At 69.4% G+C, this 8,563-nt stretch carries 6 protein-coding genes and 2 pseudogenes; 1 reads left to right on the top strand and 7 read right to left on the bottom strand.

The window, feature by feature from the left end:
- Positions 1-97 precede the first annotated feature (97 nt).
- Positions 98-412, bottom strand: a pseudogene (locus tag TN53_RS49385) (response regulator transcription factor); the annotation flags it as partial.
- Positions 413-455: 43 nt separating this feature from the next.
- A pseudogene (locus TN53_RS45920) lies at positions 456-1,058 on the bottom strand (DUF7134 domain-containing protein); the annotation flags it as partial.
- A gap of 173 nt (positions 1,059-1,231) precedes the next feature.
- Here TN53_RS45920 and TN53_RS35420 point away from each other — a divergent pair.
- Positions 1,232-1,795: a GNAT family N-acetyltransferase gene (locus TN53_RS35420; protein WP_046262912.1), complete on the top strand. Its 564-nt coding sequence runs from the start codon at positions 1,232-1,234 to the stop codon at positions 1,793-1,795.
- Between the two features lie 16 nt (positions 1,796-1,811).
- Here the strand turns inward: TN53_RS35420 and TN53_RS35415 are convergent, their stop codons facing one another.
- The 5 genes from TN53_RS35415 to TN53_RS35395 are packed head-to-tail and all read right to left on the bottom strand — an operon-like array spanning position 1,812 to position 8,378.
- Positions 1,812-3,248, bottom strand: a complete 1,437-nt coding sequence (locus TN53_RS35415; RefSeq protein ID WP_046262911.1) for a TraM recognition domain-containing protein — start codon at positions 3,246-3,248, stop codon at positions 1,812-1,814.
- A 17-nt stretch (positions 3,249-3,265) separates the two neighbouring features.
- Positions 3,266-4,690, bottom strand: coding sequence for an ATP-binding protein (locus TN53_RS35410; RefSeq protein ID WP_046262908.1), 1,425 nt, complete (start codon positions 4,688-4,690; stop codon positions 3,266-3,268).
- 13 nt (positions 4,691-4,703) lie between these two features.
- Complete coding sequence (locus tag TN53_RS35405) at positions 4,704-6,263, bottom strand: SCO6880 family protein (RefSeq protein WP_046262907.1); 1,560 nt, start codon at positions 6,261-6,263, stop codon at positions 4,704-4,706.
- On the bottom strand, positions 6,260-7,588 hold the full coding sequence (locus tag TN53_RS35400) for a hypothetical protein (RefSeq protein WP_046262906.1): 1,329 nt from the start codon (positions 7,586-7,588) through the stop codon (positions 6,260-6,262). The genes TN53_RS35405 and TN53_RS35400 overlap by 4 nt, the downstream gene beginning before the upstream one ends.
- Positions 7,578-8,378: a hypothetical protein gene (locus TN53_RS35395; RefSeq protein WP_046262905.1), complete on the bottom strand. Its 801-nt coding sequence runs from the start codon at positions 8,376-8,378 to the stop codon at positions 7,578-7,580. The genes TN53_RS35400 and TN53_RS35395 overlap by 11 nt, the downstream gene beginning before the upstream one ends.
- Between the last annotated feature and the right edge of the window lie 185 nt (positions 8,379-8,563).

The raw sequence follows: 8,563 nt of genomic DNA, 5'->3' as shown, positions 1-8,563 counted from the left end.
AGCGCCGATGGTACTGCAGGGGGGACCCTGTGGGAGAGTAGGACACCGCCGAACAAATTTTGAGAAAACCCCCGTGCCTATCGGCACGGGGGTTTTTCTATTTCACCAGCTTTGTTTCGTATGCCAGGATCCCCGCCTGGATCCGGTCCCTGGAGCCCGTCTTCGCCAGGATGCGGCCCACATGGGTTTTCACCGTCGATTCGGCCAGGTGCAGGCGGGCGGATATCTCCGTGTTCGTCCAGCCCTTGCCGATCACCGTCAGGATCTCGCGTTCCCGGTCGGTGAGGGCTGCGAGACGTGAGTCCGTCGGCTCGGGGATCGGGGTTTCCGCCGGGAGGTGCTGGGCGTAGGCGTCCAGGAGGCGGCGGGTCAGGCTGGGGGCCACCACCGCGTCGCCGGTGGCCACCGCTCGTCGCGGCGGCGTAGCGGCCGCCGTCGGCGAGGCCGGTGATCACGGAGAGGTTGTGGCCGATGATGTCGTGCATCTCGCGGGCTATGCGGGCGCGTTCGGCGGCCGCGGCGAGCTGGGCCTGTTGGTCGCGTTCGGTCTCCAGGCGGCGGGCGCGGTCCTTGAGGGCCCCGGTGTAGTCGCGGCGGGTGCGAACCGTGATGCCGATGGCGGCGCAGAGGGCGATCGAGAGGAGGAGCGGGACCACCTGTTCGTCCCAACTCCTCTTCGAGTGGCGGGCGGCCGTCACGAACTCCGGGGTGATGACGAGGATCGTGGTCCACCACAGCGAGCGCGGGGGGCGGCGCAGGGCGATGTGGTAGACGACGACCAGCTGGAGCAGGGCGGCCTGGAGGACCGCGCCGCTCCAGGCGTTGGCGACGGCCATGGGGGCCATCGCGCACAGGACGGCTCGGGGGTGGGCGCGGCGCCAGAGCAGGGGGAGCGAGAGGCCCAGGGTCATGGTGAGGAGCAGTGAGGCGGGGACGTCCTTGTTGCGGGCCACGTTCTCCCAGCCGCCGCCGACGTAGTCGATCAGGGCCGCTGTCACCCAGAAGCCGGTGAAGGCCAGGTCCCAGGGGAGGGGATGGCGGCGGTCGAAGGCGCGCATCGCGTGCGCGATGCGCTGTACCCACTGGGTGAGGGGTTCGGCCGCTCTCGTCTCTCGCTCCTCCGGCATGGGGTCCATGGTGCGATGGTCCAGGGTGGGGTGGGTACCAGGCGTCCGACCTGGGGGCTTATATGAGGTGAGGGGTCTGATACCTGGGTACTACCGTGATCGGTATGAGTGACTCGATCCCAGACTCGTACGTCGTCCGGTCCATACGTGCCGACGAGTGGCCCGCCGTGAAGGAGCTGCGGCTCGTCGCGTTGCAGGATCCGGCGGCACCGGTTGCCTTTCTGGAGACGTACGAGAAGGCCCTGACCCATCCGGACTCCTTCTGGCAGGAGCGGGCTGCCGGGTCGTCGAAGGTGGATGGCGGGGCGCTGCAGTTCGTTGCCGAGGCCGCGGACGGGACGTGGGTCGGGTCCGTGGTCGTGCTGATCGAGGAGGCCGGGACGGATGACTGGGCCGGGTTTGCCGTGGAGCGGGACCAGGGGCATCTGGTCGGGGTGTTCGTGCGGCCGGAGTGGCGTGGTGGCGGGGTGACCAAGGGGCTCTTCGAGGCCGCCGTCGAGTGGGCTTGGGGGCGTGGGGTCGAGGCTGTGCGGCTCATCGTGCATGAGGACAATCCGCGGGCCCAGGGGTTCTATCGCAAGGCCGGGTTCGTGCCGACCGGGAAGACCGTGCCGTTGCCCGGCAACGAGGACGAGATCGAGTGGGAGTTCGTCCTCGAGAAGGCCTGAGCCGCAACGGGTCGTGTCACACGGGCAGTTCGTCGTGCGGCCAGCGGGCCCTCGCCTGTTCCCGGGAGCGGAGCAGGGCCAGGGTCGGCAGGCCCCGGTCCGCCCCGGTGGCCAGCAGCTCCGGGAGCTGGGGAAGCGGAGCCACGGCGGCGACGTCGTCCAGGACGAGCGTCAGTGGTGGGTCGAGGCGACCGGAGGATGACCGTTCGGCCATGCGCCGGCCACGCTCGACCACGCTGGAGACGAGCGCCGTCAGGAGTGGCATGGCGCCCGGATTGGTCCGGGGGTCCTCGATGGATTCCCCCACCACATAAAGCGTGCCCCCTTCGTCCACGAAGGAATCCAAGGCAAGGGCATCAGTTCGGTTTGGAGTGCACGCCTCGCGGATGTTGACCGTGAAGAGGGCGGAGAGTGCGCGGCCGGTCAACTCCTGAGCGATGTCCCGGCGTTCGGGATACGCGGTGAGCGCGGCCTCGAGCTCGCCCGCCGCTCCGGGGGCGGCCTTGGGGTTGGTACGGAGGATGCGGACCGCGTCCTGGATCTGGGTGCCCTGGGACCAGCGGTGGACGTGCCGGATGGTGCGGCCGTCGATGGCGGCGGCGTGCAGACAGCTTCGCAGGAGCGTTTCCGCTACGTCGGCCACGGCCTGGTCGATCTTCGCCGTGGGGCGGACCGGGGCGAGGAGTGCGTGGGCCCTCGCGGTCGCCGTCTGCTTGTCCTCGCAGCCCGTCGTGGGGGACCAGTGGAGCCGGGCCGGGGTGTCGCAGAGGTGGGCGGGGTCGTAGAGGTGGACCGGGCCCAGTTTGGTGCGGGCGTCCTTGGTGTCGGACCAGACGGCGGGGTTCGAGGTGACGACGAGGGTGGCGCCCTCGGCGTCGCGGACCGCTTGGGTGGCTGAGGCCTGGCGGGTCTCCCGCGGGGCCACGAGAACCTTCTCCACCCGTGGCGGCACCGCCACCGCCGCGGGAGGTTCCGGCTCCGCCCGCGGTGTCGGGACCTCGTGGTGCGTGACCGCCTCGACGACGGGCTCCGGAGCCGGCGGCGGCTGTTCCACGACCGCGACGGGAGCCTCCGTCCGCCGCGCCCGTCGTACCGCCTTCCAACGAGCCACCGTCCCCAGGACGAAGACGGTGAGCACGACCAGGATCATCAGCTGCCCGATGACCAGCCCCCAGAACAGCCCGTACCCGGAGAGCTGCCCGGCCGGGGTCTCCGGCCAGGCGCCCGGGATGTCGTGGGGCCGGCCGATGAGCCGGCGCATCGCCAGGGGCGTACGGGCGTAGGTGACGCCCTGGGGCCAGTTGCCGTGGGCGAACAGGCCCGCCAGGCCGGTGGCCGACCAGACCATCAGGGTCATGCCGAGGAGGAAGGCGAGTATGCCGACCAACAGTCCGTCGGGGATACCTCCCTGACCTCCCTGGCCCTCCCGCCCGCGGCGATCGTCAGGTCTCACCATGGCACGCCTCCCGCCTACGCCACCGTCGACTCGGAGTCGCCCATGTGCTGCTCCATGTGCTGTTCCATGAAGGCCGCCGCCCGTTCCTCCGCCTCCAGCTCGGCCGCGCGCAGGGCGTCGTCCGTGAGGTGGTCCTCGGAGGACTCGGTCATCGCGCGGTCGGTGAAGACCAGTGGGCGTTCCGTCTCGGTGATCAGGTGTTTGACCACCTGGACGTTGCCGTTGACGTCCCACACCGCGATGCCCGGTGTCAGCGAGGGGATGATCTCGACCGCCCAGCGTGGCAGACCCAGCACCCGGCCCGTCATTCTGGCCTCGTCCGCCTTCTGGGCGTAGATCGTCCTCGTGGACGCCATCTTCAGGATCGCCGCCGCCTCCTTCGCCGCCGCTCCGTCCACCACGTCGGACAGGTGGTGGACGACCGCCACGAAGGACAGGCCGAGCCGTCGGCCGAACTTCAGCAGCCGTTGGAACAGCTGGGCCACGAAGGGGCTGTTGATGATGTGCCAGGCTTCCTCGACCAGGAAGATGCGCTTCTTCCGGTCGGGGCGGATCCAGGTGTGCTCCAGCCACACGCCGACGATCGCCATGAGGATGGGCATGGCGATGGAGTTGCGGTCGATGTGCGACAGGTCGAAGACGATGAGCGGGGCGTCCAGGTCGATGCCGACCGTCGTGGGGCCGTCGAACATGCCACGCAGGTCACCGTCGACCAGACGGTCCAGGACCAGCGCGACGTCCAGACCCCATGCCCGTACGTCCTCTATGTCGACGTTCATCGCCTCGGCCGACTCCGGCTCGGGGTGCCGTAGCTGCTCCACGATGTCGGTGAGGATCGGCTGGCGTTCGACGATCGTCTCGTTGACGTAGGCGTGCGCGACCTTCAGGGCGAAGCCGGAGCGTTCATCGAGGCCGTGGCCCAGCGCGACCTCGATGATGGTCCGGAGCAGCGCGAGCTGACCGGTCGTCGTGATCGCGGGGTCGAGCGGGTTGAGCCGGATGCCCATGTCCAGGGCGGCCATCGGGTCCAGGCGGATAGGAGTTATCCCCAACTCCTGCGCGATGAGGTTCCATTCGCCGACCCCGTCCTCGCCCTGCGCGTCGAGAACGACGACCTGCCGGTCGCGGAAGCGCAGTTGGCGCAGGACGTACGTCTTCTCCAGCGCCGACTTGCCGTTGCCGGACTCGCCGAGGACCAGCCAGTGAGGTGCCGGGAGCTGCTGGCCGTACAGCTGGAAGGGGTCGTAGATATAGCCCTTCCCGGAGTACACCTCGCGGCCGATGATCACGCCGGAGTCGCCCAGCCCCGGTGCGGCCGTGGGCAGGTAGACCGCCTGGGCCTGGCCGGTGGAGGTGCGGACGGGCAGGCGGGTCGTCTCGACCTTGCCGAAGAGGAAGGACGTGAAGGCGTCGGTGAGGACGGACAGCGGGTCCCGCATCTGAGCTCAGCCCCTACCTTCGGATGCCGGTGGCGAACGGGAGCGTGTTCACGAACGCGCGGTGGTGTTCGCGGTCGCACCATTCGAGCTTCAGGTACGACTTTCCGGCCGAGGCCCGGATGGTCCGCTTGTCGCGGGCCAGGGCGTCGGGATTGCGGGAGGAGACGGTGATGTAGCCGACCAGGTTGACGCCGGCCGCACCGCTCGCGAGGTCCTCGCCGCGCTGGTCGAGACGGTTGTGGGAGGCGATGTCGCGCGGGTCGACGGTGCGGTTCATCTTGGCCTGGCGGGAGGCTTCCGCCTCGTCGTTCGTCTTCTCGGTCAGCATGCGCTCGATGGCGACCTCGGTGGGTTCGAGGTCCATGGTGACGGCGACCGTGCGGATGACGTCCGGGGTGTGGACGAGGAGGGGGGCGAGGAAGTTGACGCCGACGGGGGTCATCGGCCATTCCTTCACCCAGGCCGTCGCATGGCACCAGGGCGCGCGGGTGCTGGACTCCCGGGTCTTCGCCTGGAGATACGTCGGCTCCATGGCGTCCAGCTCGGCCGGCCAGGAGTTGCGCTTGCTCATCGCCTGGATGTGGTCGATGGGGTGGTCCGGGTCGTACATGGAGTGGATGAGCGAGGCGAGACGGCCCTGGCCCAGCGGCTGCCGTACGCGGATGTCGGCCTCCTGCAAGCGCGAGCAGATGTCCGTCAGCTCACGTGCCATCACGACCGCGAGGCCCGCGTCGCGGTCCAGTTTGCGGCCGGACTGGGGGCGTGCCGCGCGGGCCATGGTGTGGGCCTCGGCGGCGAGTTCGCGGGTGAAGTGCATGCAGGCGACGAGGTAGGCGCGGTGCTGCTCGCTGCTGGTCGACACCATGGACTGGAGTTGGTCGTACGACTGCTGCAGCCATCCCGGTGCCCTGTCGTCCCCGCGGACGGAGACGTCCTTGGCGTGGGCGTCGGGGTCGGCGGGGAGGGTACGGGCGAGCATCTGGAGGCGGGTGACGAAGCCGTCCCCGTTGGCGACGTGCTTGAGCAGAGTGCCGAAGCGGTCGACGAGGGCTTCCTGGTCCTCGGAGTCGCGCAGACCGACGCCAGGGCCCTCGATCTCGATGGCGGCGGTGACGGTGCGGCGGTCCGCGTGCAGGAGTACGGCGATCTCGTCGGGTCCGAAGGGCGCGGCGAGCCAGGTGATACGGCCGATGCCGGGCGGCGGGCCGATCTCGACCTCCAGGCCGTCGGCCCTGATGCCGGCCTCCATGACGCCGGAGCGGTAGACGGTCCCCCGCTTCAGGGACCGCTTGTAACTGCGGTTGATCTCGAACCACTTGTAGAACGTGCGGTGCTTGTACGGCACGTAGACCGCCATCAGGGCGATCAGCGGGAAGCCCATCAGCAGCACGATGCGCAAGGCCAGGAAGGGGACGAGGAGCCCGCACATCATGCCGAGGAACGCGCCCGCGATGATGAGCGCGATCTCGCCGGTCTCACGGTTGCGGCCGACGATCGCGTTCGGCCGGGCGCGGCCGATGAGATAGGTACGGCGGGGCGTGACTGCGTGGGACACGTGGGACTCGGTCGTCAACGCCCGTCACCTCCTGTGCGGTTGTTGCGGTTGTTGCTGGCGTGCGGGGTGTTGACCGTGTTGCTCGAACGGGGCTGGGGTGCGGCGGAGGGGACAGATCCGCCGCCACCGTTCGGGGTGCGGGCGCTGTGGGCGGCTACGCCGCCGGAGGCGGGGTTGGAGGGGCGGGCGCCGCTCGAACCGTTGCCGCCGCCGTTGTTGTCGGCCCTGGTGCTGTGGGTCTTGATGCCCTGGGCGACGAGGGTCGCGGGGGAGCTGATGACCGCGGCCGCCTTTCCTTCGGCGCCCTGCATGATGCGGTTGTTGCGGGAGCCGGCGATCTCGTCGCCGAAGCCGGGGACGAAGCGGTAGATCATCGCGCTGGCGAAGATGGCGAGCAGGATGATGGCCAGGCCGGAGACCACGGCGGAGAAGGCGTCGGGGCCGTCGTCGGCGGACAGTGCGCCGGCGAGCCCCAGGACGATCACGATGACCGGTTTGACCAGGATGACCGCGATCATGATGCCCGCCCAGCGGCGGACGTGGCCCCACAGGTTCTTGTCGACCAGGCCCGCGTAGACGACGGTGCCGAGGAGGGCGCCGACGTAGAGGAGCGCGGCCCTGATGACCAGCTCCAGCCAGAGGACTCCGGCGGCGAGGATGGAGACGAGGGACACCACGATCAGCATGATCGGGCCGCCGCCGATGTCCTCGCCCTTCTCCAGGGCGCCGGAGAAGGTGCCGAAGAACGTGTCCGTCTGGTCGCCGGTGGTCTTCGCGAGGACCTCGGTCACGCCGTCGGTGGCCGAGACGACCGTGTAGAGGATCAGGGGGGTGAACGCCGACGCCAGTACGGTCAGCCAGAGGAACCCGATCGCTTCGGAGACGGCCGTGGTGAGGGGTGCGCCACGGACGGCTCGCTTGGCTACGGCCAGCAGCCACAGCAGAAGCGTCAGAATCGTCGACGCCGCGAAGACGACCGCGTACTGCTGGAGGAACTTGGGGTTCGTGAAGTCGACGTTCGCGGTGTCCTTCACGGCCTCGCTGAGCTTGTCGACGGTCCATGCGGCGGCGTCGGCGCAGCCCTTGGCGAGGGAGGAGAGGGGGTCGAGGGTGGAGGTGGGGTCGACGGTGGTTCCGCCGGCCCCTTCGGAGCCGCTGCCGCGTTCGCAGTAGTCCTTGGCGGGGCCGACGATCAGGTCGCAGTTGTTGTTCGACGCGCTCGGCGAAGGCGAGGGGGAGGGTGTGGGTGCGGCTGTGGCGCGGGTGGCCAGCAGCACGGCGGCTGTTTGTACGGCGGTGAGGGCTGCGGCGACCTTGAGTACGCGGCGCGGACTACCGGGCATAAGAGAACCCTCCGTACTCCTCGACGGCCTTCGCCATGTCGTCGGCGCTGGACGCCTTGTTGTCCCCGGGGACCGGGGCGGGGCCGTCCTTCTGGGAGAAGCTGTCGACCTTCCAGTCGCCGTCGGCCCAGCGCAGTTGGAGGGTCATGGTGAACCAGTCGCTGGTGACGGGATTGGTCGAGGCGTCGCCAGCGGTGCCGTACAGGCCGGTGCACCACACCTCGGCGGTCGCCGAGGTGTCCGTGTAGTTCGAGACCTTGGTGCCGATCGGCACGGTCCGTGAGACGTAGGTCTGGCCCTTGGTCGCGTTGCCGTTCTCGTCCAGGCCGATGCTGCTCAGGAACTCGTTGGAGTAGGCCTTGTCGAACTTGGCCGAGAGTTCGGCCTGCTTGTCGGTGACGAAGACCTGCCGCAGGATCCCGGCTCGCTGGGTCGGCTTGAGGATGTCGGCCGAGACCAGCGACACCGCGTAATTCGCCGCCGCACTCTGAGCCCCCTGTTCGTCATGTGCGAACCCCGCAGCCACCGGCTTCGTCCCGCTTGCCGCCGTGCTTGCCGCCTCGGGCTTGTCGCTGGCCCCGGTGTTCGATGCGGAGTCTTCTCCTCCGCGGTTCGCGAAGGCGATCGCGGCGATGAGGAGGACGACTACGCCGACCACCGTGACCAGGCTGCGTGACGAGGAGCGGGCGCGGGGACGCGCGCCGCCGTACACGTCGTCCGGCATGCGCGTGCGGGTCTGGCCGGAGCCTCCGTAGCCGCCGGAGGGCTCGTGTTCGTCACCGGGACTCATGCCGCGTACGCCCCCTCGACGTCGTGCGGAAACACGTAGGAGTACGACGGTAGCCGTGCTGGTTCCTGCGCGGGCGCGGTGTGGTGACTCGGCATCAGGGAAACGCAACCTCAGTCGGTGGGCACGACGGGCGGGTGGGGTGGAGGGGTGGGGGCCGGGCGTGCCCGGGGACTGGAGGAACGCCT

The organism is Streptomyces sp. WM6386, assembly GCF_000972385.1.
Classification (GTDB): Bacteria; Actinomycetota; Actinomycetes; order Streptomycetales; family Streptomycetaceae; genus Streptomyces.
The sequence above is the reverse complement of the archived record's forward strand: the minus strand, read 5'-3'. Positions and strand labels throughout refer to the sequence as shown.

Excerpts from the sequence above, each read along its gene's own strand:
- TN53_RS35420 (WP_046262912.1), top strand. The coding sequence starts at position 1,232 with ATGAGTGACTCGATCCCAGACTCGTACGTCGTCCGGTCCATACGTGCC.
- TN53_RS35395 (WP_046262905.1), bottom strand. The coding sequence starts at position 8,378 with ATGAGTCCCGGTGACGAACACGAGCCCTCCGGCGGCTACGGAGGCTCC.
- TN53_RS35400 (WP_046262906.1), bottom strand. The coding sequence starts at position 7,588 with ATGCCCGGTAGTCCGCGCCGCGTACTCAAGGTCGCCGCAGCCCTCACC.
- TN53_RS35410 (WP_046262908.1), bottom strand. The coding sequence starts at position 4,690 with ATGCGGGACCCGCTGTCCGTCCTCACCGACGCCTTCACGTCCTTCCTC.